The sequence below is a fragment of the Roseovarius sp. genome (assembly GCF_965228755.1).
Taxonomy (GTDB): Bacteria; Pseudomonadota; Alphaproteobacteria; order Rhodobacterales; family Rhodobacteraceae; genus Roseovarius.
Map to the genome: position 1 here is coordinate 464,049 of NZ_CBDDIG010000005.1, position 21,535 is coordinate 485,583.

The 21,535-nt window shown below is 66.9% G+C and carries 19 protein-coding genes; 8 read left to right on the top strand and 11 right to left on the bottom strand.

Annotation, left to right across the window (positions count from 1 at the left end):
- The first annotated feature begins 7 nt into the window (after positions 1-7).
- Complete coding sequence (locus ACO07J_RS05595) at positions 8-1,198, top strand: hypothetical protein (protein WP_422027084.1); 1,191 nt, start codon at positions 8-10, stop codon at positions 1,196-1,198.
- Between the two features lie 251 nt (positions 1,199-1,449).
- On the opposite strand, the gene ACO07J_RS05600 is transcribed toward ACO07J_RS05595, so the two are convergent.
- The 8 genes from ACO07J_RS05600 to ACO07J_RS05635 all read right to left on the bottom strand — a co-directional run bounded on the left by ACO07J_RS05600 (position 1,450) and on the right by ACO07J_RS05635 (position 10,663).
- On the bottom strand, positions 1,450-3,270 hold the full coding sequence (locus ACO07J_RS05600; RefSeq protein ID WP_422027086.1) for a M3 family oligoendopeptidase: 1,821 nt from the start codon (positions 3,268-3,270) through the stop codon (positions 1,450-1,452).
- A gap of 245 nt (positions 3,271-3,515) precedes the next feature.
- Entirely contained in the window at positions 3,516-4,385 is an 870-nt protein-coding gene (locus tag ACO07J_RS05605; protein ID WP_422027088.1) for a hypothetical protein, read from the bottom strand.
- A gap of 389 nt (positions 4,386-4,774) precedes the next feature.
- A complete protein-coding gene (locus tag ACO07J_RS05610; RefSeq protein WP_422027090.1) occupies positions 4,775-6,055 on the bottom strand; it encodes an NADase-type glycan-binding domain-containing protein in 1,281 nt (426 codons plus the stop codon).
- 65 nt (positions 6,056-6,120) lie between these two features.
- Entirely contained in the window at positions 6,121-7,716 is a 1,596-nt protein-coding gene (locus ACO07J_RS05615; RefSeq protein WP_422027092.1) for an ATP-dependent DNA ligase, read from the bottom strand.
- Positions 7,713-8,360 (bottom strand): signal peptidase I, encoded by a 648-nt coding sequence (gene lepB / locus ACO07J_RS05620; RefSeq protein ID WP_422027094.1) that lies wholly within the window; start codon positions 8,358-8,360, stop codon positions 7,713-7,715. Before lepB ends, ACO07J_RS05615 begins: the two co-directional genes overlap by 4 nt.
- A complete protein-coding gene (locus ACO07J_RS05625; protein ID WP_422027096.1) occupies positions 8,357-9,379 on the bottom strand; it encodes a ligase-associated DNA damage response exonuclease in 1,023 nt (340 codons plus the stop codon). Before ACO07J_RS05625 ends, lepB begins: the two co-directional genes overlap by 4 nt.
- Before the next feature lie 40 nt (positions 9,380-9,419).
- Positions 9,420-10,376, bottom strand: a complete 957-nt coding sequence (locus ACO07J_RS05630; protein ID WP_422027098.1) for an alpha/beta fold hydrolase — start codon at positions 10,374-10,376, stop codon at positions 9,420-9,422.
- Positions 10,373-10,663 carry an SCP2 sterol-binding domain-containing protein gene (locus tag ACO07J_RS05635; protein ID WP_422027100.1) on the bottom strand — a complete coding sequence of 97 codons (291 nt, stop codon included), beginning with the start codon at positions 10,661-10,663 and terminating at the stop codon, positions 10,373-10,375. Before ACO07J_RS05635 ends, ACO07J_RS05630 begins: the two co-directional genes overlap by 4 nt.
- 77 nt (positions 10,664-10,740) lie before the next feature.
- Here ACO07J_RS05635 and ACO07J_RS05640 point away from each other — a divergent pair, with 77 nt between their 5' ends.
- From ACO07J_RS05640 to ACO07J_RS05660, 5 genes are all read left to right on the top strand, one after another.
- Positions 10,741-11,298, top strand: coding sequence for a hypothetical protein (locus ACO07J_RS05640; RefSeq protein WP_422027102.1), 558 nt, complete (start codon positions 10,741-10,743; stop codon positions 11,296-11,298).
- A gap of 19 nt (positions 11,299-11,317) precedes the next feature.
- Positions 11,318-14,305 (top strand): helicase-related protein, encoded by a 2,988-nt coding sequence (locus tag ACO07J_RS05645; protein WP_422027104.1) that lies wholly within the window; start codon positions 11,318-11,320, stop codon positions 14,303-14,305.
- A 7-nt stretch (positions 14,306-14,312) separates the two neighbouring features.
- The gene (locus tag ACO07J_RS05650) at positions 14,313-14,699 is read left to right on the top strand and encodes an RNA-binding S4 domain-containing protein (RefSeq protein WP_422027106.1); all 387 of its coding nucleotides are present in this window, start codon (positions 14,313-14,315) and stop codon (positions 14,697-14,699) included.
- A gap of 52 nt (positions 14,700-14,751) precedes the next feature.
- Entirely contained in the window at positions 14,752-15,090 is a 339-nt protein-coding gene (gene fdxA, locus ACO07J_RS05655) for a ferredoxin FdxA (protein WP_300892077.1), read from the top strand.
- 307 nt (positions 15,091-15,397) lie between these two features.
- Positions 15,398-15,907, top strand: a complete 510-nt coding sequence (locus ACO07J_RS05660) for a CarD family transcriptional regulator (RefSeq protein WP_300892078.1) — start codon at positions 15,398-15,400, stop codon at positions 15,905-15,907.
- 85 nt (positions 15,908-15,992) lie between these two features.
- Here the strand turns inward: ACO07J_RS05660 and cobS are convergent, their stop codons facing one another.
- On the bottom strand, positions 15,993-16,751 hold the full coding sequence (cobS, locus tag ACO07J_RS05665) for an adenosylcobinamide-GDP ribazoletransferase (protein ID WP_422027109.1): 759 nt from the start codon (positions 16,749-16,751) through the stop codon (positions 15,993-15,995).
- Positions 16,752-16,827: 76 nt separating this feature from the next.
- Here cobS and cobT point away from each other — a divergent pair, with 76 nt between their 5' ends.
- Positions 16,828-17,844 (top strand): nicotinate-nucleotide--dimethylbenzimidazole phosphoribosyltransferase, encoded by a 1,017-nt coding sequence (gene cobT / locus ACO07J_RS05670; RefSeq protein ID WP_422029709.1) that lies wholly within the window; start codon positions 16,828-16,830, stop codon positions 17,842-17,844.
- Here the strand turns inward: cobT and ACO07J_RS05675 are convergent.
- Positions 17,841-19,763, bottom strand: coding sequence for a monovalent cation:proton antiporter-2 (CPA2) family protein (locus ACO07J_RS05675; protein WP_422027111.1), 1,923 nt, complete (start codon positions 19,761-19,763; stop codon positions 17,841-17,843). The genes cobT and ACO07J_RS05675 overlap by 4 nt on opposite strands.
- Positions 19,764-19,795: 32 nt before the next feature.
- Positions 19,796-20,251 carry an Lrp/AsnC family transcriptional regulator gene (locus ACO07J_RS05680; protein WP_422027113.1) on the bottom strand — a complete coding sequence of 152 codons (456 nt, stop codon included), beginning with the start codon at positions 20,249-20,251 and terminating at the stop codon, positions 19,796-19,798.
- A 143-nt stretch (positions 20,252-20,394) separates the two neighbouring features.
- Between ACO07J_RS05680 and hppD the strand changes: the two genes are divergently transcribed.
- Positions 20,395-21,489 carry a 4-hydroxyphenylpyruvate dioxygenase gene (gene hppD, locus ACO07J_RS05685; RefSeq protein ID WP_422027115.1) on the top strand — a complete coding sequence of 365 codons (1,095 nt, stop codon included), beginning with the start codon at positions 20,395-20,397 and terminating at the stop codon, positions 21,487-21,489.
- The last annotated feature ends 46 nt before the right edge of the window (positions 21,490-21,535 follow it).

Sequence of the window (21,535 nt, forward strand, 5' to 3'; positions counted from 1 at the left end):
GCAGCGCATGCATGCCATAGCGGATACGAAAAGCCTGGTGGCCGATGGGGTGATCGACGCGGGACAGGCGCGGGTGATCGAGGCGCGGGCGCGGGAGACGATGGTCGCCATGGCGATCAACTCGATCCTGTGTTTCGGCATCGTGGCGGCGACGGCGGGGCTGATCTTCTGGCTGGCCAACGCGGTATCGGTGGCCATTTTCGGGGCGCTGGCGCTGGCCGGGGGGCTGGCGGTCCTGGCGAAGGGCGGCGAGATGTACCGCATGTTCGGCAATGCCGCCGCGCTGATCGGGGCGGGGATGCTGATCGGCGGCGGGGTGTTCGAGCTGATCGACAAGTACGAGGCGAATGCCGGCTGGGTGATGCTGTTTGCCGGTGTGATCGTGGCCGTGGCGGGGGCCGTGGCGCTGTGGCGGGGGGCGTGGACCACGCATTTCGTGACCGGGGCCATCTTCCTGATGGGCGTGGCGTTGCACCTGGGCGGCTGCGCCTTGCTGATGGTCCAGTACGAGGTGACCGGCCTTCCGGTGGCGATGATGTATCTCTATGCCAGCCTGCTGATTGCCGGGGCCGGGATGCTGACCGACGTGCGGCTGATCACGGCGCTGGCCATCGCGCCCTTCGCGCAGATGCTGGATACCGGGACGGCCTATTTCCATGCCGCTTACGTGTTCTATTCGCCCGAGCCCACGCTGACGATATTGCAGATGGGGGTGATGGTTCTGCTGCTGATCTGGGCCAAGAACGTGTGGCCCGAGCGCTGGGCGAGACACGCGCGGGTGCTGTCGGTGCTGGGGTTCATCGTGGCGAGCCTGTGCGCGCTGGTGGGCTCGCTCTGGGGTGACGTGGTGGGCGAGACGATGTGGGGGCCGGGGCGGTTCAGCGATCCGGACCAGACATGGGAAGAGTTCGAGGCGCAGCGCGAGGCCTTCCGGGAGAGCACGCTGGTGATCTCGCACCACGTCTATTCCGTGGTCTGGGCGGTGGTGCTGGCGGTGGTGATCTATGTGGCCGCCATGCGGGCCAACCGGGGCATATTCAACGCGGCGATGACCTTTGCGGGCATTCACGCCTATACGCAGCTGTTCGAGAGCTTCGGGGACGAGCCGCTGGCCTATGTCATCGGCGGGCTGGCGGCGATCCCGCTGGCCTGGGGGATGTGGCGGCTGAACGGGTGGATCACGGCGCGGCTGGAGTAGGCGTTTTCCGGCGGCGGAATTTTGGAAAATTCCGTGTGTGGCCGGGGGCTGGATCAGGAAGCGGGTAACGGAAAACTGGAGTTTTCCGAACCGGAAACCTGGAAGTTTCCGGTTCGGCAGGGCTTCCGGCCGTGGGTCGGTGCCGGAGAATTGGAATTCTCCGGGACGGAATTTTGGAAATTTCCGTCAGGGGCCCATGGCGCTTGTCGCAGGCGGGTACCGGAAGACCGGGGCCTTCCGGTTGACCCTGCTCAGTCCTCCATCGCTTCCAGCTCGTCGATAAAGCGAGAGATCATCGACAGGCCCTTGTCCCAGAAGGCCGGGTCCGACGCATCGAGGCCGAAGGGCGCCAGAAGCTCCTTGTGGTGCTTGGAGCCGCCGGCGCGGAGCATGTCGAAATACTTGTCCTGGAAGCCCTCGGGGTTCTCCTCGTAGACCGCGTAGAGCGCGTTCACCAGACCGTCGCCGAAGGCGTAGGCGTAGACGTAGAAGGGCGAGTGGACGAAGTGGGGGATATAGGCCCAGAAGCTGTCGTAGCCGTCCATGAATTCGAAGGCCGGGCCGAGGCTTTCGCCCTGCACCGACATCCACAGCGCGCCGATATCCTCGGGCGTGAGTTCGCCGTCGCGGCGGGCGGCGTGGAGCTTGCATTCGAAGTCGTAGAAGGCGATCTGGCGGACCACGGTGTTGATCATGTCCTCGACCTTGCCGGCGAGCAGGACCTTGCGTTCCTGTTGGTCCTTGGCGGCGTCGAGCATCTTGCGGAAGGTCAGCATCTCGCCGAAGACGCTGGCGGTTTCGGCGAGCGTCAGGGGCGTGGAGGAAAGGAGTTCCCCCTGGTCGGCGGCGAGCACCTGGTGGACGCCGTGGCCGAGTTCATGCGCCAGGGTCATCACGTCGCGCGGTTTGCCGAGGTAGTTGAGCAGCACGTAGGGGTGGACGTTGGTCACCGTGGGGTGGGCAAAGGCGCCGGGGGCCTTGCCGGGCTTGACGCCCGCGTCGATCCAGCCCTTGTCGAAGAAGGGTTCGGCGATCTCGCCCATGCGGGGGTCGAAGGCCACGTAGGCATCCATCACCATGGAGCGGGCGGTGGGCCAGTCGAGGACCTTTTTCTCTTCCATCGGCAGGGGCGCGTTGCGGTCCCAGACCTGCATGGTGTCGAGGCCGAGCCACTTGCGCTTCAGCTCGTAATAGCGGTGGCTGAGCTTGGGATAGGCGGCGACGACGGCGTCGCGCAGGGCCTCGACCACTTCCGGCTCGACATGGTTGGCGAGGTGGCGGCCGGTCTGGGCCGTGGGCATCTGGCGCCAGCGGTCGATGATTTCCTTTTCCTTGGCGCAGGTGTTGTGGACGCGGGCGAAGGTGCGGATGTTTTCGCCGAAGACGCGGGCGAGTTCGCGGGCCGCGGCCTCGCGCTTGGCGCGGTCCTGGTCGGTGAGCAGGTTCAGCGTGCTTTCGATGCCGAGCTCTTCGCCGTCGACGGTGAAGGTGAGCCCGGCGATGGTTTCGTCGAAGAGGCGTTCCCACGCGTCGCCGACGACGCCGAGGTCGTGCAGGAACCTCTCGAGCTCGTCGGAGAGCTGGTAGGGCTTCATCGCGCGGATGCGGTCGAGCACCGGCTTGTAGCGGGCGAGCCCTTCGTTCTCGGCGTACATCGAGGCCAGGGCGTCATCGTCCAACCGGTTGAGCTCGAGCGTGAAAAAGACCAGCGGGGTGGTGTAGTTGGTGATCTTTTCCTGGCAGTCGGAGAGGAACTTGGCCCGGCCCGGATCGGTGGTGATCTGGTGATAGCGGAGGCCGGCGAAGGACATGATGCGCCCGGCGATGTTGCTGATCTTCTCGTCGCGTTCTATGCAGGTCAAGAGGCCCGCGGCGTCGAGCGAGGCGAGCTTTCCCTCGTAATCGGCGGCGAAGGCGGCGCATTCGGTTTCCAGCCAGTCGAGATCGCGCTGGAGTTCGGGGGCGTCCTCGGATGCGTAGAGATCCGTCAGGTCCCATTCCGGCAGGTCGCCAAGGTTGTCGGAGCCGGAGCTGGCGTTGGCGTCGAAGGCGGGCCGGGGCAGATGGATCATGAAGCACTCCTGTCAGGTTTGGGCTCAGACATAGAAGCAGGTGGCGGCGGGCTCAAGCGGGGAGATTGCCGCGGTGGCCGGGCATCCTTGGGCGAATCGGGGTTAACGGACTGAAACGGTAGGATTTCCCGGTTTCGGTATCGCGTCGGTATAACGTCGGTATTACGTCGGTATTTCTTGCGGTATTGCCCCGGCCGCGGGGCGGGTTAACCGGCCGGGCGTTGCGAACCCACGGGTCTGCCCGGTCAGAACCGCTGTTCGAGCGTGGCGTGAAAGGCGGTGCCGTCGCGGCTTTCGGTGGCCGACATGATCCAGGACGTGCTGTCGCGCAGGATGAAATCGGCCGCCACGCCGTAGGCGTCGTCCTTGTCGTCGAGGCTGATCTCGCCGAAGGCCAGCAGGTCGAGCCCCTTGGTGGCGGAGAAGGCAAGATCGAGCGCCAGCGTATCGGGCCGGGCATTGGCACCGGGGTGGAGATAGGCGAGGCCCATGCGCGTGCGGCCGAAATCGTAGGTTCCGCCGATCTTGGCGTTGACGCCGTCGGTGGTGACGATGTCGGCCCAGACGCCCTCGACGGCGCCGGCGAGGGTAAAATTCTCCCACTCGCGCGAGACGGCGAGGGCGACTGCGGTGAAATCGCCCTTGCTGGCATGGTGGGCGGAGGCGACGACCGTGGTCTGGCCGAAGGTGCCGGTATAGGAGAGGCCCCAGGGCACGGCGCCGCGGCGGATCGGTTCGACGGTGGCGAGCGCGCGGGTGTATTCCACGCGGTTCGAGCCGAGCCGCGGGGCGGTGTGGTCGAAGGTGGAAATCAGCACCGAGTCATAGGCCGAGGGGGTGAAGCCCAGGCGCCAGGTGTCGTTCCAGGTCAGCGCCGCGTAGGTTTCGTGCGGGCGGCCGGCCTTGCCGGCGAAGCCGTAGAAGCCCAGCTCGGCGCCGAGGGGGACGGTGCGGAAGAAGTCGAATCCGACGATCAGGTCGGCGGCGCCGATCCCTTCGCCGCCATTGAGGCTGGTGGCGCCGACGCGCAGTTCGCCGTCGAAGTCGAGCTGCTGCGCCTGGGCGGCGGACAGGGACAGGACAAGCGCCAGGGTGGCGCAGGCTACTCGGAACATGGCCTCGGCCTTGTGATTGTTGTTGCGGGGGAACATGCACCAGGGGAGGGGAATAGGGAAGCGGGAAAGGGTCTGGGTGGGATTTGGCGTGGGGGGCGTGGTGTTATTGGCGAAAGGTTTGGCAGAAACTCAACCGCGCTGTCCCGGAATTTGTTCCGCCGAGCGAGCGCCGGCCCGTGGGGAGGCGCGGCAACGGTGTTGGTTGGCAGTTTATGGTGCCAAGTACATCCTGCGTCTGCGGCCTCGCGCTACACCCGCCAAAGCGCCTGCCCGCCGGGACGGGCCGGCGCTCGCCCGGCGCCGCGCCAAGGCGCGGCTTTGTTCCGGGCGTGTGACCGGCATGACCGTGGGCGCCGCCCGGCGCTCGCCCGGCGTCAACCCTCCTCGGCCTACTGGTACCCCAGTGCCGAAATGGCCGTGTCCTCGTAATGCGTGCCGGGGTAGGTGGCGAGGATCTCGAGCTGGAGCCAGCGTTGCGCCGCCATGCCGGGCAGGTCGAAGCGCTGCCAGTCCATCGTGTCGCGCAGGGAAAGCGTGGCCTGCGCCCCGGTGGAGCCGGTGACGCGCAGGCTGGCGACGCGGGCGTTGCGGGTGAAGGTGCGCTCGGATTTGGCGTAGCCGTTGACAAGGTAGAGCGTGCGGATGTCGGTATCGGCGCCGAATTCCCAGGCCAGCGTCTGGCCTTCGCCGGTGCCGCTGACGCCTTCGACCCAGGCGGTGGCGAGGCTGTCGTCGATCAGGTTTTCCGGCCCGTAGCTGTTGGACCCTTGCGAGGCCAGCACGCTGGAGGCGCAGAGCCGGGTGGGCACGCCGTCGATCTCGCCCGAGAGGCAGGTTTCGGTCACCAGGGCCGGGCGGGGATTGTGGGTGACGGCCGGCCGGGCGAGGGCGGTGTTGGCGTCGGTATTGTTGTCGGCGGTGCGGGGCAGGCCGGCGAGGTAGACCTCGTCGATCAGGGCCGAGTTTTCCCACGGGATCTGGCGGTTGTTGGAGGCTTCCATCACGTCGGCGCGGACGCGGCGCATGACGGCGTGGATGTTCTCGCCGGGCCGGTCGATGTGGCGGAGCAGCGCCTCGGTGAAGGGGCTGTTGCGGCCGGCGCCGTCGGAGGCGACGTTGCCCGGCTCGGTCGAGTAGGCGATGAAGGAGCCGACGCCGGCATCCATGCGGAAGAGGCCGCGTGTGCCGTCATCGGCGGAGCGGGAGCCGTCGGTGCTGGCGACGAAGGGGTTATTGCGGCAGGCGTCGAGGATCACGAGGCGGGTCTGGGCGCGGGATTCCAGCGTGGCGAGAATGGATTGCAGGCTGATCGAGCTGAGGACCAGCTCGTTCTCGGATCCCGGCGAGGCGTCGACCGGCATGATGTAGTTCTGGCTGCCGAGCTGGGTGGCGTGGCCGGCGAAGTAGAAGAGCACGGTGTCGTCATACTGGAGGCGCTGGCCGACCTGCTGGACGAGGAGCAGCGCGTCGCGCTGGGGCAGGTCGATGCCTTCGTAGACGGTGAAGCCCATCTCGCGCAGGCGGGCGGCGACGTCGGTGGCGTCGTTGACCGCGTTCTTCAGCGGCTTGGCGTGGCGGTAATTGCCGTTGCCCATGACGAGGGCGACACGTTCGGCGAGGGCGCCGGAGGCGGTGGCGAGCAGCAGGGCAAGGGCAATGAGCAGGCGCATGGAAAGGATCGCTATCTAAATCGAGAGCGATGTTAGCGCGGGATTTGACGTCGGGGAAGGCGGATTCAGCCGTATTGCGACAGCAGGGCGTGGAGGTCGTCGAGGGAGTTGGCCTCCTGCACCGGCTTGTCGTGGCGCCAGCGGGCCATGCGGGGGAAGCGCAGCGCGATGCCGGATTTGTGGCGGGGGCTTTCGAAGATGCCCTCGAAGGCGATCTCGAACACATGCTCGGGGCGGACCTGCCGGACGGGGCCGAAACGCTGCAGGGTGTTCTTGCGGACCCAGGCGGTGATCTTGCGGAACTCGGTATCGGTGAGGCCGGAATAGGCCTTGGTGAAGGGCACGAGATCGTTGCCGGACCAGACGGCGAAGGTGAAATCGGTAAAGAGGTTGGCGCGGCGGCCGTGGCCCTGCTGGGCGTAGATCATGACGGCGTCGATGGTCAGCGGGTCGAGCTTCCATTTCCACCAGTCGCCCTTCTTGCGGCCGACGTGATAGGGGCTGTCGCCGCGTTTGAGCATGAGCCCTTCGGCGCGGTGATCGCGGGCGGTGGCGCGGGTTTGGGCGAGGTCGTCCCATGATGTGAAGGGGATGAGGCGCGAGGGGCGCAGGGGGGCGTCGGGGGGCAGGTCTTGCAGGAGGGCGTCGAGGCGCGCGCGGCGGGTGGTGAAGGGGAGGTCGCGGAGGTCGTGGCCGTTTTCCTCGAGCAGGTCGTAGGCGAGGAGGATGACGGGGGCTTCCTTGAGGAGCTTCTTCGGGACGGTCTTGCGGCCGATGCGTTTCTGCAGGGCGTTGAAGGGGAGGGGGTGGGGGTCTTCCCAGGCGACGATCTCGCCGTCGATGACGGTGCCTTCGGGGAGGAAGTCGCGGGCGCGGGCGAGTTCCGGGAAGCGGTCGGTCATCAGTTCCTCGCCGCGGGACCAGACGAAGTGCTCGGCGCCGCGGAGGATGAGCTGGCCGCGGATGCCGTCCCATTTCCATTCGGCGTGCCAGTCGGCGGGTTGGCCGAGGCTGTGGGGGGTGGCCTCGTCGAGCCCGTAGGCGAGGCAGAAGGGGTAGGGGCGGGAGAGTTCCGCCGCCTTGTCCTCGGCTTCGATGAGGCTGTGGTAGCTGGTGGTTTCCGGCGTCCAGTCGCCCATGAGGCGGTGGGCGAGCTGGGCCTCGTCCTGGCCGGTGGCCTGGGCCAGCGCGCGGGTCATCAGTTTGCGGGAGATGCCGACGCGGAAGCCGCCGGTGAGGAGCTTGTTGAAGACGAGCCGTTCGAGCGGCTCCATCCGGTTCCAGGCGTCGAGGATGGCGGTTTTGCGGTCGTCTTCGGGGGCGGCGTCGAGGGCGCGGAGGCGGGTGATCCAGGTGGTGAGGCTGTCGTCATGCGTCTCGGTGGGTTCGGGCAGGACGAGGGCGATGGTCTCGGCAAGATCGCCGACGATGGGGTAGCTTTCCTCGAAGAGCCAGAGGGGGATGCCGGCGCGTTCGGCCGCCCATTCGCGCAGGCGGGTGGTGGTGATGGTGCGGCGGGGGCGGCGGCCGGAGAAGAGCGCGATGGTCCAGAGGCGGTCATCCTCGGGGGCCTCGGAGAGGTAGGCGGCCAGCGCCTCGACCTTGCGGGTGGTCTTGGTGGTCTGGTCGATGGTGGCGTAGAGGGCGGCGAAGCGTTTCACGGGCGGACCTCGTCGAGGAGGCCGGTGACGTTCTCGATCGGGACGGGGCCGAGGCCGCCGGAGATGTCGGTGAGGCGGCTGTCGACGGAATTGTCGCGGTTGTCGCCGAGCACGAAGATATGGCCCTCGGGGACGGTGACGGGGGGCGTGTTGTCGAGCGGGCCGGGGCCTGCGTCGAGGATGTCGTAGCTTTGGTGGCCGAGGGTTTCGGTCAGGCGGGTCTTGGTGCAGTCGCCGCCGGGGGCGGGGGCGTTGGCGCAGCGGGGCAGGGCGCCGCTGTGGTCGGACGGGGTGTTGGGTTCGGTGAAGGTGCCGGCTTCGGACGTGGGGACCGGGGTGCCGTCGATATGGAGACGGCCCTCGCGCATCTGGACGGTCTGGCCGGCGGTGGCGACGATCCGTTTGAAGAATGGCGCGTCGGTGGCGGGGTGGCGGAAAATGACGATGGTGCCGGGGGTTAGATCGACGGGGTCGAAGACGGTACGGGCGGTGAAGCACTGGCCGGGCAGGATGGTGGGTTTCATGGAGCCGGCCGGGGCCCAGTAGCTGTCATAGAGCTGGGTCAGGCATTTGAGGCAGACGCAGACGGGTTGCGCCGGCGCGGGCGTGGCGAGGAGGAGGAGCAGGAGGGCGAGGCGGATCATGCGGCGGTGTCCCCTGCCGGGTCGTCGTCGGTGGTGTCGAGGGATTCGCCGGTGAACTCGGTCGGGACGACATGGGCGTCGTAGCCCTGTTCGGTGAGCCAGCGGGCGAAGATGTCGGTGTAGCCGTGGGTGGCGTAGATGGTTTCGGCGCCGGTGGCCTTGATGGCGGCGTTCAGCCCGTCCCAGTCGGCGTGGTCGGACATGACGAAGCCGCGGTCGACGGCGCGGCGACGGCGGACGCCGCGCAGGCGCATCCAGCCGGAGGCGAAGCCGGTGGAGGCGGGGCGGAAGCGGCGGGCCCATGGCGTGGAGAGCGCGCCGGGCGGGGCGAGGACGAGGGCGCCTTGGTGGTCGGCCGCCTTGGTGTCGGGGGTGACGTGGATGGTGTCGGGGAGGGGGAGACCCTGCCCGCGCAGGACGGCGTTGGTGTTTTCCACGGCGCCGTGGGTGAGGATGGGGCCGATTTCCGGGTCGAGGAGCGACAGGACGCGCTGGGCCTTGCCGAGGGAATAGGCGCCGAGGAGGGAGAAGCGCCCGTTTGCGGCGTTGTCGGCCCACCAGCGGTTGAGTTCGGCGGCGACCTCGGGTTCGGGGGCCCATGTGAACACGGGCAGGCCGAAGGTGCATTCGGTGATGAAGCTGTGGCAGCGGACGGGTTCGAATGGCTCGGAGAGGCGGTCGGCCTCGGTCTTGTAGTCGCCGGAGACGACCCAGACCTGGCCCTTCACCTCCACGCGGATCTGGGCGGAGCCGGGGACGTGGCCCGCCGGGTGGAAGGAGACGCTCGCCCCGCCGATTTGCCGTGTCTCGCCATAATCGACGGTATCGAGGGTGATCTCGCCGAGGCGGTGATGCATGACGGGGGCCGCGGCGGCGGTGGCGAGGTAGCGGGAGTGGCCGGGGCGCGCATGGTCGGCATGGCCATGGGTGATGAGCGCCCGGTCGACGGGGCGCCACGGGTCGATGAAGAAATCGCCCGCCGGGCAGTAGATGCCCTGTGGTTTGAATTCCAGAACCATGGGCGAAGGATAGCCCGGTTCCGGCGGGGGGAAAGGGGGCTCAGGCGGGGGTGGCGACGCTGCCGTGTGAGGCGAAGAAATCGCCCATCAGGCCGAAGACCGTGGCGCGGGTTTCGGGGTCGTCCATCATCACCTCGTGGCGGCCGCCCTCGATCACCTCGAGCCGGCCGCCGGGCCAGGCCGCCATCCGCTGGCGGATGCGGGGGACGTCGACGATATCCTCGTCCGAGCCCATGATGGTGAGGCAGGGCAGGTCGGGCGAGGGCAGGCGGGCCAGCGCGCGGGTTTCCATCAGCGCCTCGTGCAGCCAGTGCAGGCTGGGGCCGCCGAGGCCGAGCTCGGGCCGGTCGGTGAGATGACGGGTCATGTAGTCGTACATCTCGCGGTCGCGGGTGAGCTTGTTGGTCTCGAAGGGTTCGGTGAGCACGTAATTGCCGCCCGCCGTGCCGGGGGCGTAGCGGTGGCCCATGCCGAGGCGCTTGGAGGTCCAGGACAGCGACCAGGCGACGGGCCGCAGGGCGTCGGCGATGCGTATGCCCCACATCGGCCCGGAGAAGACGCAGGAGGCGACGGGCATCCCTTCCATCGCCGCGCGCAGGCCGATGCAGCCGCCCATGGAATGCCCGAGCAGATGCCACGGGCGGGGCAGGTCGAGCTCTTCGGCCGCGGCGAGCATGGCGCGGACATCGTGCTGGTAGTCGGTGAACTGCATCACGTGGCCGGCCATCGCGTCATCGACGAGCCGGTCGGCCAGGCCCTGGCCGCGCCAGTCGATGGTGAAGGTGGCGAGCCCTTGGGCCGCGAGGTCGCGGGCGGCACGGCCGTATTTTTCGATATACTCGGTGCGGCCGGGGAAGAGGAACACCGTGCCGCGCGCCCCCTCGTGCCGCCAGAGGCCAAGGCGGATGCGGGTGCCGTCTTCGGTCTCGGCCCACCAGGCCCGGCCGCCGCCGGGCCCGTCGGACATCTCGTCGAAGAAGGGGGCGGTTTCGGTCACGCGAGGACGGAACCGAGCTTCATGGCGAGGCCCATGTCGCCGTCGACGCTGAGCTTGCCGGACATGAAGGCGGAGGTGGGGTCGAGATCGCCTTCGAGGATGGCCTGGAAGGTCTCGGCCTCGGCGGTGAGGGTCACGTCGGCCTCCTCGTCGCCTTCGCGCACGCCGTTCTCGTCGATCATGATGGCGCCTTCGCCTTCGATCACGAACTTGGCGGTGCCGTCGTCGAACCCGTCGCCGACCTTGGGCTTGAGGGCCGCGACGGCGCTGTCGATCACATCACTCATGTTCAATTTCCTCCGGTATTGCCATCGGGGGGCTATGATTCCCCGCGACGGGCGCTAAATTCAGGGGTGTTATGGGCATGTCATTCCAATTTCTCAATCGTACCGTTGCGTCGGTTCTGGCGATAGTCCTGTTTTCAACCGTTTCATGGGCGGCGGACCGGGAGAAGCTCGACCGGCTGTATGGCCAGTTGCAGGATGCCGACCCCGCCGGGGCGCGCCGGGTGGCGCGGGATATCGAGATGGAATGGTCGAAATCGGGCTCGCCGGCGATGGACCTGCTTTTGAAGCGCGGGACGGACGCGCTGGAGGCGGGCGACATGGAGGCGGCCATCGGCCATTTCACCGCGCTGACCGATCATGCGCCGGATTTCGCCGAGGGCTGGCACCGGCGTGCCGTGGCCCTGGCGCGGGCCGAGATGTTCGGGCCGGCGGTGGCCGATCTTGAACGCACGCTGGCGCTGGAACCGCGGCATTTCGAGGCGATTGCCGCGCTGGGCGCCATCCTGGGCGAGATCGACCGGTTCGACCTGGCCGTCGAGGCCTTCGAGCGGGTTCTGGCTATACATCCGCATCACGCGGAGGTAACCGAGACCCTTGAACATCTGGGAAGCCGGGCCGGCGGCGCAGATCTCTGATCAATTACGGAGCGGTCGCATGGCCGAGCAGTCAAGAACCCTTGCGGTTCTGGGGCCGACGAACACGGGCAAGACCCATTTCGCGATCGAGCGGATGCTGGGCTACCGGACCGGGGTGATCGGTCTGCCGCTGCGCCTGTTGGCGCGGGAGGTGTATGACAAGATCGTCAAGGTGCGCGGGCCCTCGGTTGTGGCGCTGGTCACCGGCGAGGAACGGATCGTGCCGGAGCGGACGCAGTACTGGGTCTGCACGGTGGAGGCGATGCCGGAGGGGATGGGCGCCGATTTCGTGGCCGTCGACGAGATCCAGCTTTGTGCCGACCCGGAGCGGGGGCATGTGTTCACCGACCGGCTGCTGCGGATGCGGGGGCAGCACGAGACGCAGTTCTTGGGCTCGCACACGATGCGGGGGGCGATTGCCGCGCTGGTGCCGCAGGTCGAGTTCGTGGGGCGCGAGCGGATGTCGCAACTCATGTACACGGGCTCGAAGAAGATCCCGAAGATGCCGGCGAGGAGTGCGATCGTGGGGTTCTCGGTGGAGAATGTCTATGCCATCGCAGAGCTGTTGCGCCGCCAGAAGGGCGGGGCGGCGGTGGTGATGGGGGCGCTATCCCCCCGGACGCGGAATGCGCAGGTGGAGCTCTACCAGAACGGGGACGTCGATTACCTCGTGGCGACGGATGCGATCGGGATGGGGCTGAACCTCGATATCGATCACGTGGCGTTCTCTTCCCTGACGAAATTCGACGGGCGGCGGATGCGGGCGTTGCAGCCCAACGAGCTGGCGCAGATCGCGGGCCGGGCGGGCCGGGGGATGAGCAACGGCACGTTCGGGGTGACCGGAGAGGCGCCCGACCTCGACCCGGAGGTGGCGCAGGCGATCATGGATCACAGGTTCGCGCCGATCCAGAAGCTGGAATGGCGGAACCCGGCGCTGAGCTTCGGGCACCTGGATGCGCTGATCGCCTCGCTGGAGGCGCGGCCCGACAACGAGCGGCTGGCCAAGGCGCGGCAGGCCGACGATCTTGGCGCGCTGAAGACGCTGGCGGAGGTGGCCGAGGTGCGGGCGCGGGCGAGCGACGGGCCGTCGGTGCGCCTGCTCTGGGACGTGTGTCGGGTGCCGGATTTCCGGGGCATCAGCCATGCCGAGCATGCCGGGCTTCTGGAGACGATCTATTGCGACCTGCACGAGCGCGGGCGGGTCTCGGAAGACTGGTTTTCGCGGCAAGTTCGCCGAATCGACCGAACCGAAGGCGACATTGATACGTTGAGCAAACGTCTGGCCTATATCCGGACGTGGACATACGTGGCCCAGCGGAATGGCTGGATCGAGAACGAAACCCATTGGCGCGAGGCGACTCGCGCGGTAGAAGACCGCCTGTCGGATGCGCTGCACGGCGCCTTGACGCAGAGATTTGTCGACAGGCGCACCTCGGTGCTGCTCAGGCGGCTCAAGCAGAAGGAGGCCATCGTGGCCGAAGTGAACGATACCGGTGAAGTGACGGTCGAGGGCGAATTCGTCGGCCGGCTGGAAGGATTCCGTTTCATCCAGGACAAGGCGGCCGCCGGGCAGGAGGCCAAGACGCTGCAGCAGGCGAGTTTGCAGGCGCTGAGCCCGCATTTCCACCTGCGGGCGGACCGGTTCTACAATGCGCCGGACACCGAGATCGATTTCACCGAGCAGGGTGGCCTGATGTGGGGCGACCAGGCAGTGGGCAAGCTTGTCGCCGGGTCGGACCCGCTGAAGCCGGGGGTTTCGGCCTATGTGGACGACACCGCCGGGCCCGAGGTGATGCAGAAGGTGCAGCGGCGCCTGCAGCATTTCATCGACCGCAAGATCGCCACGCTGTTCGAGCCGCTGCTGAACATCCAGCGCGACGAGGCGCTGGCCGGGCTGGCGCGGGGCTTCGGCTTCCGCATGGTCGAGAATTTCGGGGTGATCCCGCGGGGGCAGGTGGCCGACGAGGTCAAGGCGCTGGACCAGGAATCGCGCGGGGCGCTGCGCAAGCACGGTGTGCGGTTCGGGCAGTTCACGATTTTCATGCCGCTATTGCTGAAGCCCGCGCCGACGCGGTTGCGGCTGGTGCTGTGGTCGCTGTCGAAGGGGCTGGACGAGTTCCCCGAGTCGCCGCCGCCGGGGCTGGTGACGGTGCCGGCGACCGAGACGACTGAAGGGTATTACGCCATGGCCGGCTATCGCGCGGCGGGCGAGCGGGCGATCCGGATCGACATGCTGGAGCGGCTGGCCGACATGCTGCGGGCCGAGGACAGCCGGGGCGGGTTCGAGGCCAAGGCCGACATGCTGTCGATCACCGGCATGACGCTGGAGCAGTTCGCCGACCTGATGCAGGGGCTGGGCTACAAGGCCGAGCGGGCCGAGCGCGAGAAGGTGAAACCGGTCGATCAGGCGGTGGCCGATGCCTCTGCCGACGAGGCGGCGGCGGCCGAGGCCGGTGAAGCGCCGGTGATGGACGCGGGCGAGGCCGGCGATGCGCCGGAGGGTGCGGATGCGCCGGTGATGGATGCCGCCGAGGCCGCGGCGGGCCACGTGCCGGAGGCTGCGGATGCGCCGGCGGAGACCGCCGAGGACAAGGTCGAGGAGATTGCCGACGAAGGCGAGGCGCCGGTGGCGGCAGAGCCCGCCGAGGCGCCCGAGGACGCGGCGGAAATCCCCGCGACGCCCGAGGAGGAGATCCTGCCCGGCGAGACGCCGGCGGAGGTGGCCCAGCCCGAGCTGGAGATTTACTATACCTTCACCTGGGCCGGGCGGCCCAAGGCCAACCGGCAGAACCACCAGCGCCGGCAGGGCAAGCCGCAGGGGCAGGAGAAGGGCCAGGAGCGCGGGCAGGAGCGAGGCCAGGGCCGCAAGCCCAAGGGCAAGCCCCGGGGCGCCAAGCCCGAGCAGAAGGGCGCGCGCAATTATTCCTCCCGCCCCGAGAAGAAGGACCGGATCGACCCCGACAACCCCTTTGCCGCCGCGCTGATGGGGTTGAAGGACAAGAGCTGATGGTTCGGTGACACAAGGCCCGGGCAAGATCCGCCTCGACAAGTGGCTATGGCAGGCGCGGTTCTTCAAGACGCGGGGCCTTTCGGCGAAGCTTGTCTCGGGCGGGCATGTGCGGGTGAATAGCCAGAAAGTGGCCAAGCCCGCCCATGCGGTGGGCGCGGGCGACGTGCTGACCTTCCCGCAGGCCCGGCAGGTGCGGGTGATCCGGATCGTGGCGCTGGGTGAGCGGCGCGGGCCGGCGCCCGAGGCGCAGGCGCTTTACGAGGACCTGGCCCCGCCCGAGCGCGAGGAGGCGAACAGTGTTCCGGCTGCGCCGCGCTACGAGGGAAAAGGGCGGCCCACGAAACGGGAACGCCGCAAACTCGACCTCAATCGCCCTGATACGCTTGAATGATCCGGGGCTCTGGATTAGTTCAGGCGCGAGATATCAAGGATGAACCCGCCAGATGACTTACGTGGTGATCGATAACTGCATCGAATGCAAATACACCGACTGTGTCGAGGTGTGCCCCGTGGACTGTTTCTACGAGGGCGAGAACATGCTGGTGATCCACCCCGACGAATGCATCGACTGTGGCGTGTGCGAGCCGGAATGCCCGGCCGACGCGATTCGGCCCGATACCGAGCCGGACATGGAAGAATGGGTGGAGTTCAACCGCAAGTATTCCGAGATGTGGCCGGTGATCATCACCAAGAAGGACCAGCTTCCCAATGCCGACGAGCGCGACGGGGAAGAGGGCAAGCTGGCCAAGTATTTCTCGGAAACCCCGGGCGAGGGGGGCTGAACCGGGCGGTTCAGCTGATTCGATGGAAGACGGCCTTGCGCGGGCTTGAATCGACTTGAGGACTGTCGTGTAAGGCCTTTGTTTCAAAGGCAGAATGCGGCGGATCAAGTGATTGTGCTTCCAGATGTCGCATTTTTATGCTATGATTTTATGACATATGAAGAACACCGGCTGGTATCCATTCACCCGAGACACATTTGGGAATGGATATTTCTGCGCCTGTTGCATCGGCTCATCGGATCCCCACATCCCCTGGGACGTGCCCAATGCGCTGTCTGCGACGGTTTGCATGATGAGGAAAGACTGAATGAGCAAATCCAAGAAATCCGAGTTTCGGCCTGACGATTACGTTGTCTACCCCGCCCATGGCGTGGGGCAGATCGTCTCGATCGAGAAGCAGGAGATTGCCGGGATCGAGCTGGAACTGTTCGTGATTTCGTTCGAAAAGGACAAGATGACCCTGCGGGTGCCGACGAACAAGGCGGCCGAGATCGGCATGCGGAGCCTGTCGAGCCCGGACGTGGTGTCGAAGGCCATGAGCACGCTGAAGGGCAAGGCCCGGGTGAAGCGCGCCATGTGGTCGCGCCGCGCGCAGGAATACGAACAGAAGATCAATTCCGGCGACCTGATCGCGATTGCCGAGGTGGTGCGCGACCTGCACCGCACCGACGACCAGCGCGAGCAGAGCTATTCCGAGCGCCAGCTTTACGAGGCCGCGCTGGAGCGCCTGACCCGCGAAGTGGCCGCCGTGAGCGGTGGCGACGAGGTGCAGGCGGCCAAGAAGGTCGACGAAGTGCTGGTGTCGCGCGCGGCGTAACCGCCCGGCGACATTGAGATAAACGTGCGAAGGCCGTGCCCGTTCCGGGTGCGGCCTTTGGCGTTTTCGGGGGCGTGATCGGGGCTCAGGTGACGAGGCTGAAGAGGATGGCGATCTCGGCCACCTGCTGGGTCGCGCCGAGGATGTCGCCGGTCTGACCGCCGATCATGGAGCGGGCGAGAAAGCCGATGGCCAGTGCCGCGGCGAGGGCCCAGAAGATGGCGGGCAGGCCGCTCCACCCGGCGAGGAGGAGGGCGGCGAGGGCGGCGATGGCCAGCGCCAGCCACGCCGTGCGCTCGGGCACGGGGCCCACGCTGTGCGAGAGGCCCCCGGCACGGGCATGGGGCAGGCGGGCCATCAGGAGCGGCATGGCGGCGCGGGAGAGCGCGGCGGCGGTGATCAGGGCCGCGGCCGCGATGCCGCCGCCGGCTTCGTAGAGCAGGGAAAGCGCGGCCCAGCGGGCGGCCAGCGACAGGACAAGGGCCACCACGCCATAGGTGCCGATATGGCTGTCCTTCATGATCTCGAGCCGGCGGTCGCGGGTCCAGCCGCCCCAGAGCCCGTCGGCGGTGTCGGCCAGCCCGTCCTCGTGCATGGCGCCGGTGGCGAGGATCAGAAAACTGAGCGCGATCAGGGCCGTGAGGGGCGAAGGTAATCCGAGGGTATGGGCAATGGCGCCGGCCAGCGCGGCCAGCCCGCCGAGGATCAGCCCGGCCACCGGGTAGGCCCAGGCGGCCGCCGCCGTGCGCTCCATGTCGGCGGGCGGGACCGGCAGGCGGGAGAGCAGGCCGAGGGCCGTGGCGATATCCGACGGGGCAACGAGAGCGGTTTCGTTTTTGTGCATGCCGGTGCCTCTTTTGGGGCTGTCTCGGGGTACGGGCTGGGGTAAACGGGCGGAAACGGGAATGACGGGGACAGGTATGCATCAGGATTTCGGGTCGGTCGAGGCGTTTTCGCAGCTGTTGCAGGACCTTCCGGAAGAAGACGCCGCGGCGCGGGCGGCCGCGCAGGAGCGCAATGGCCAGCTGACCAAGCCCCCGGGCGCGCTGGGCCGGCTCGAGGACCTGGCGGCGTGGTACTGCGCGTGGCGGGGGGATGCAAAGCCGGTCATCTCCAGGCCGCAAGTGATTGTTTTCGCGGGTAATCACGGGGTGACGGCGCAGGGGATCTCGGCCTTCCCGGCCGATGTGACCGCGCAGATGGTGGCGAATTTCGAGGCCGGTGGCGCGGCGATCAACCAGCTGGCCAATGCATTTGGCGCGCGGATGGATGTGCATGCGCTGGAGCTGGAGCGGCCCACGGCGGATTTCACGCAAGGACCGGCAATGGCGGCGGAAGAGTTCGTGGCGGCCTTGAAGACCGGCTGGGAAGCCGTTGATCCGGAAGCGGATTTGCTTGTCGTCGGCGAGATGGGGATCGGCAACACGACGGCCGCCGCGGCGATGGCGCTGGCGCTTTATGGCGGCGAGGCGGGCGACTGGACCGGCCGGGGCACAGGGGTCAGCGACGAGGCGCTCAGGCTGAAGGCCGACGTGGTGGCGCGCGCGGTGGCGGCCAATGCCGGCTGTGGCGCGGACGGGCTGGAGGTGCTGCGCTGCCTTGGCGGGCGGGAGATAGCCGCGATGGCCGGGGCGATGGTGCGGGCCAGGGGGCTGCGGATACCGGTGATCCTGGACGGGTTCATCTGTACGGCGGCGGCGGCCTGCCTCGCAGTCACGCGGAAGGGCGCGCTCGACCACGCGGTGGCGGGCCATGTGAGCGCCGAAGCGGCGCATCCGGCGCTTCTCGAACGGCTCGGGAAGGAGCCGCTTCTGGCGATGGGGATGCGGCTGGGCGAAGGCTCGGGCGGGGCGCTGGCGATCGGCGTGCTGAAGGGGGCGGTGGCCTGTCATTCCGGCATGGCCACCTTTGCCGAGGCGGGCGTGTCGGGGGGCTAGGCGCCGTCGGTGTCCTTGTCGGGCAGGTCGTTGGCGGCCGTCTCTTCCAGTTGGGAGAGCAGCATGGTCTGGAGTTCCGATTCGAGATCCTTGGCGCGGGAAATGTAGGCCGCGTTCTCGACCGTGGGCAGTTCGGGATCCCAAAGGGTGGCCAGTTCGCGGACGGAATGGCGGTCGTGCTTGTAGAAGGTCTTTTCGAGCTGGGACGCCTCGAATTCTGAGAGCCCCATGTTTTCAAGGACATAACGCCCCGCGCGGAGCGAGCTGTCGAACAGCTCGCGGACGATGTCGTCGGCGCCGGCCTGGTAGAGACGGAAGACATGCGTGCGGTCGCGGGCGCGGGCGACGATGTGCAGGTCGGGCCGTTCGCGGCGGGCGAAACTGACCAGCCGGGTGGTGGCCTCGGGGTTGTCGAGGGCGACTACGAGCACCTTGGCATCCTTCAGCCCGGCGGCATGGAGCAGTTCGGGGCGGGAGGGATCGCCGAGGAAGCCCTTGATGCCGAAGCGGCGCATCCTCTGGATGGCGGCGAGGTCATGGTCGAGGACCACGGTTTCGAAGCCGCTGGAGCGGACGAGGCGGTTGACCACCTGGCCGAACCGGCCGATGCCGGCGATGATGACCGGGCCGCGCGCGTCGATCTCGTCGGGTTCATGGGCATCGGACCCGTCGTCGATGCGGTTGGACAGCCAGTCGTAGAGGATGAAGAGCAGCGGCGTGATCAGCATGGTGATCGCGACGACGAGGAGCAACATCTCGGTCATGGCTCGGGGAATGACGTTCTGTTGACCCGAGAAGGAGATCAGGACGAAGCCGAATTCGCCCGCCTGGGCCAGCGACAGGGTGAAGAGCCACAGGGTGCGGCCGCGCAGTGTGAAGATGCGGCCAAGGAAATAGAGGATCGCGCCCTTTAGTATGATTATTGAAAGTGCAAGGCCGATTACTGTGAAGAAATTGGCAAAGAGGATCGTAAAATTGATACCTGCGCCGACGGTAATGAAGAACAGCCCGAGCAGCAGGCCCTTGAACGGCTCGATATCGCTTTCCAGTTCGTGACGGAATTCGCTGGAGGCGAGGACGACCCCGGCCAGGAAGGCGCCGAGCGCCGGGGAGAGGCCCACCACGTTCATCAGGAAGGCGATGCCCACGACAATGAGCAGGGCCAGCGCCGTCGACATTTCGCGCAGGCGGGCGGTGTGGATGTAGTGGAAGACGGGCCGCGTCAGGTAGATGCCGGTGAGGATGATCGCCGCCACTGCCGCCAGCGTGACAAGGGTGACGCCCCAGCCCGGCAGGCTCTGGATGAAGGTGGCGGCCGCCTCGTGCGCGCCTTCCGAATGGGCCGCGGTCTCGCCCTCGCGGACACGCTTGATGGTCTCGCCCAGGATCATGTCGGGCGTCTTGGGCATGGCGAGGAGCGGGATCAGTGCCAGCATCGGGATGACCGCGATGTCCTGTGTCAGCAGGACGGAGAAGGCCGAACGACCGCCGCCGGTCTGCATCAGCCCCTTTTCCGACAGGGTCTGCAGCACGATGGCGGTCGAGGAGAGGGCGAAGACGAGGCCGATGGCGAGCGAAATGCTCCATCCGATGCCGAGCGCCATCGCGCCGGCCATGACGGCGAGCGTGGTCAGCGTGATCTGGAGCCCGCCGAGGCCGATCAGTCGGTGCCGCATGTCCCAGAGCGCGCGGGGTTCGAGCTCGAGCCCGATGAGGAAGAGCATCATGACCACGCCGAATTCGGCGAAATGCTGGAGTTCTTCGGTCTCGTGCCCCGCCACGAAGCCGAGGACCGGGCCGATCAGGATGCCGGCGGCGAGGTAGCCCAGGACCGAGCCCAGCCCCAGCCGCGCCGCGAGCGGCACCGCGATCACCGCGGCGGCGAGGAAAATCGTGGCCTGGAACAGGAAACCTTCCATGAAATGTTAAGTCCTTCGTAATGATGTTGCGGTCATAATGGCAGGGGCGCGTCGGGTTTGCACTGGTCCATGACGATCTGGCTTTGCACCTTGGCGACGGCGGCGTGCGGCAGAAGGATTTCGTGGATCAGGCGGTTGAGCGCGGGGAGATCCTCGCAATAGACGCGGAGGAGGTAATCGGCATTGCCCGTCAGGGTCCAGGCGCTGACGACTTCGGGCCTTGTGTCGAGCAGGCGGGTGAAGGAGCCGCCCTGTTCGGGGCCGTGGCTGATGAGTTCGACCTGCACGAAGGCCTGGATGGCAAGGCCGAGCTGGGCGGGGTCGAGCTTGGCGGAATAGCCGCGGATCAGGCCGCTGGATTCCAGCCGCTGCCGGCGGCGGCCGGCCTGGCTGGGCGAGAGGCCGAGCTCGGCGCCGAGATCCTGCGCGGTGAGCTGCGCGTTCTTCTGGAGGGCGGAGAGCAGGCGGATATCGGTTTCATCAAGCATATGCGGATATTATGCGGATTCTGCGACGGAATTGCAAATCCCCCGCAATAGTCATGTGAAATCCGGGCGTGAATGCGCGCATCGCGTATGTGGCATGCGGTATATTGGTCCTGAACAGGAGCAACCGCGAAGGAGATGCGCCAATGGGACCGTTCCCGCATGACCGCCCGCAATCGAAAGTCACCGAGGAGAACCCCGCCGGCACGGACGGGTTCGAATTCGTCGAGTTCGCGCACCCTGACCCGGAGGAGCTGCGGACGCTGTTCGCCTCGATGGGTTATCAGAAGGTGGCGCGGCACAAGGAGAAGGATATCGAGCTGTGGCAGCAGGGCGATATCACCTATGTCGTGAACGCCGAGAAAGGCAGCTTCGGCCAGAAATTCGTGAACGAGCACGGGCCTTGCGCGCCGTCGATGGGCTGGCGCGTGGTGGATGCGCAGCACGCGTTCGAGCATGCGGTGGCCAAGGGTGCCGAGCCGTATGAGGGGGGTGGCAAGGTCCTTGATGTTCCGGCGATCTACGGGATCGGGGGGAGCCTGATCTATTTCATCGACCAGTATTACGACACCTCGCCCTATAACGAGGAATATCAATGGCTTGAAGTGTCGAAGCCGAAGGGCGTGGGGTTCTATTACCTCGATCACCTGACGCATAACGTGTTCAAGGGGAACATGGACAAGTGGTTCCGGTTCTACGGGGACCTGTTCAACTTCAAGGAAATCCGGTTCTTCGATATCGAGGGCAAGTTCACCGGGCTTTACAGCCGCGCGCTGACCTCGCCCTGTGGCCGGATCCGCATCCCGATCAACGAGGACCGCGGCGAGACCGGGCAGATCGTGTCCTACCTGAAAAAGTACAACGGCGAGGGAATTCAGCACATCGCGGTGGGGACCGAGGATATCTATGGCTCGACCGATGCGATTGCCGAGATGGGCGTGAAGTTCATGCCGGGGCCGCCGGACACCTATTACGAGCTGTCGAAGGAGCGGGTGACCGGCCATGAAGAGCCGATCGACCGGATGAAGAAACACGGCATCCTGATCGACGGGGAAGGCGTGGTCGATGGCGGGGAGACGAAGATCCTGTTGCAGATCTTCTCGAAAACCGTGATCGGGCCGATCTTCTTCGAGTTCATCCAGCGCAAGGGCGATGACGGGTTCGGCGAGGGCAACTTCAAGGCGCTCTTCGAATCGATCGAACAGGAGCAGATCGACAGTGGCGAGTTGAAGGCGGGCTGAGGCCGGCCGGGGCGAGGGGCGGGTTGCCGCCCTTCGCCGTCCCGGG

What these genes read in the sequence shown, in the direction of transcription:
- ACO07J_RS05645 (WP_422027104.1), top strand. Translation starts at nt 11,318, where the DNA reads ATGGCCGAGCAGTCAAGAACCCTTGCGGTTCTGGGGCCGACGAACACG.
- ACO07J_RS05635 (WP_422027100.1), bottom strand. Translation starts at nt 10,663, where the DNA reads ATGAGTGATGTGATCGACAGCGCCGTCGCGGCCCTCAAGCCCAAGGTC.
- ACO07J_RS05595 (WP_422027084.1), top strand. Translation starts at nt 8, where the DNA reads ATGCATGCCATAGCGGATACGAAAAGCCTGGTGGCCGATGGGGTGATC.
- lepB (WP_422027094.1), bottom strand. Translation starts at nt 8,360, where the DNA reads ATGATCCGCCTCGCCCTCCTGCTCCTCCTCCTCGCCACGCCCGCGCCG.
- cobS (WP_422027109.1), bottom strand. Translation starts at nt 16,751, where the DNA reads ATGCACAAAAACGAAACCGCTCTCGTTGCCCCGTCGGATATCGCCACG.
- ACO07J_RS05600 (WP_422027086.1), bottom strand. Translation starts at nt 3,270, where the DNA reads ATGATCCATCTGCCCCGGCCCGCCTTCGACGCCAACGCCAGCTCCGGC.
- cobT (WP_422029709.1), top strand. Translation starts at nt 16,828, where the DNA reads ATGCATCAGGATTTCGGGTCGGTCGAGGCGTTTTCGCAGCTGTTGCAG.
- ACO07J_RS05625 (WP_422027096.1), bottom strand. Translation starts at nt 9,379, where the DNA reads ATGGTTCTGGAATTCAAACCACAGGGCATCTACTGCCCGGCGGGCGAT.
- ACO07J_RS05680 (WP_422027113.1), bottom strand. Translation starts at nt 20,251, where the DNA reads ATGCTTGATGAAACCGATATCCGCCTGCTCTCCGCCCTCCAGAAGAAC.
- ACO07J_RS05605 (WP_422027088.1), bottom strand. Translation starts at nt 4,385, where the DNA reads ATGTTCCGAGTAGCCTGCGCCACCCTGGCGCTTGTCCTGTCCCTGTCC.
- ACO07J_RS05610 (WP_422027090.1), bottom strand. Translation starts at nt 6,055, where the DNA reads ATGCGCCTGCTCATTGCCCTTGCCCTGCTGCTCGCCACCGCCTCCGGC.
- ACO07J_RS05640 (WP_422027102.1), top strand. Translation starts at nt 10,741, where the DNA reads ATGTCATTCCAATTTCTCAATCGTACCGTTGCGTCGGTTCTGGCGATA.
- ACO07J_RS05660 (WP_300892078.1), top strand. Translation starts at nt 15,398, where the DNA reads ATGAGCAAATCCAAGAAATCCGAGTTTCGGCCTGACGATTACGTTGTC.
- hppD (WP_422027115.1), top strand. Translation starts at nt 20,395, where the DNA reads ATGGGACCGTTCCCGCATGACCGCCCGCAATCGAAAGTCACCGAGGAG.
- fdxA (WP_300892077.1), top strand. Translation starts at nt 14,752, where the DNA reads ATGACTTACGTGGTGATCGATAACTGCATCGAATGCAAATACACCGAC.
- ACO07J_RS05675 (WP_422027111.1), bottom strand. Translation starts at nt 19,763, where the DNA reads ATGGAAGGTTTCCTGTTCCAGGCCACGATTTTCCTCGCCGCCGCGGTG.